The sequence below is a fragment of the Janthinobacterium sp. BJB304 genome (assembly GCF_002735765.1).
GTDB lineage: Bacteria > Pseudomonadota > Gammaproteobacteria > Burkholderiales > Burkholderiaceae_D > Janthinobacterium.
In genome coordinates, this window is sequence record NZ_PDZN01000051.1 from 1 (window position 1) to 1366 (window position 1366).

Below are 1366 nucleotides of genomic sequence, written 5' to 3' on the forward strand. Positions count from 1 at the left end.
TGAAATAGCCCCTTGATTCACCAGACACAGCCTATGCGTTATTCTTACGGATAGGAATAGGACTGTGCATATGACTAGGAACAAGCAAACAATCGAGGTGGTGACGGTGAGCCAGGAGCGCCGCAGGCGCTGGTCTGCCGAGGAAAAAGCGGCGCTGGTGCGCGAGACTTACGAGCCAGGCATGAACGTATCGCTGGTCGCACGCAAGCACGGCGTCGGTGCAAGCCAGTTGTTCAACTGGCGCAAGCTCGAACGGGAAGGCGCGCTAACGGCGGTCACTGCTGGCGAATCGGTGGTACCGGCGAGCGAACTGGCCGCTGCGCGCGCGCAGATAGCCCAGTTGCAGCGCATGCTCGGCAAGAAGACGATGGAGGCGGAAATCCTGAAGGAGGCCGTCGAGTTCGCTCGCGAAAAAAAGTGGATTGCGCGCTCGCCCTTGTCGGGCAAGGACGGCCAGTGAAGCCGGTCTGCTCTGCCCTTGGCGTAGCGCGCTCACACGTAGCCCAGCTGCTGGTTCGCCCCGCGGACTGGATCGACGGGCGCACCACTCAGACGTTCCACCAGCCTGCCGACGCCATCCTGGTCGACGCTGTGCGCGCCGAGATTACGGCGCTGCCGACCTATGGCTACCGCCGGGCTGGCGCTCTGGTCAACCGCACGCGCGCCTTGATGGGCCTGCCAGCAATCAATCACAAGCGGTTTTATCGCGTGATGAAAGCGAACAGTCTGCTGCTACCCAAGGCGCCCAAACGCCCAGTGAGCAGCCGCGTGCACAATGGCGTGGTGGCGGTGGACGAACCCAATCAGCGCTGGTGCTCGGACGGCTTCGAGATCGCCTGCGACAACGGCGAAGTGGTGACCGGTGTGTTCATGAAGGATTGCTGTGACCGAGAAATCATTGCCTGGCGTGCGTGGGCCGAACGTGGCCTGCCAGGCGAACCCGTGCGCGACATGCTGGTGGAAGCGGTCGAGACAAGATTCGGCCAGGCCAGCGTCGGCTCGACCAGGCTGGAATTCTTGAGCGACAACGGCGGCGCCTACCGGGCCCATGAAACGCACGCGCTGGTGCGCGCACTTGGGATTGAACCGGTGCATACACCGGTATGCAGCCCGCAGTCGAACGGCATGGCCGAGAGCTTCGTGAACACGTTTAAACGGGACTACGTCAGCCTGATGGATCGCAGCACGGCAGAAGTCGTGCTCGCCCAGTTGCCAGACGCTTTTACGCATTTCAACGAGGTGCATCCTCACTCGTCGTTGAATTTGAAATCACCTCGCATGTACAGGAGGGAGCTGGCGCGCCGGGCTCAGGAAAGCGGCGCTAACTAAACGATTGGCTGTGTCTGGTTATACGGGGGCAAGATCA

At 61.5% G+C, this 1366-nt stretch carries 1 protein-coding gene; it reads left to right on the top strand.

Annotation, left to right across the window (positions count from 1 at the left end; genetic code table 11):
- Positions 1-70: 70 nt before the first annotated feature.
- Positions 71-1329, top strand: a protein-coding gene (locus CSQ95_RS28880; protein ID WP_373633258.1) for an IS3 family transposase whose coding sequence is annotated in 2 segments (ribosomal slippage) — positions 71-419 and positions 419-1329 — 1260 coding nt in all. Because the reading frame shifts where the segments join, the coding sequence is not laid out codon by codon here.
- The last annotated feature ends 37 nt before the right edge of the window (positions 1330-1366 follow it).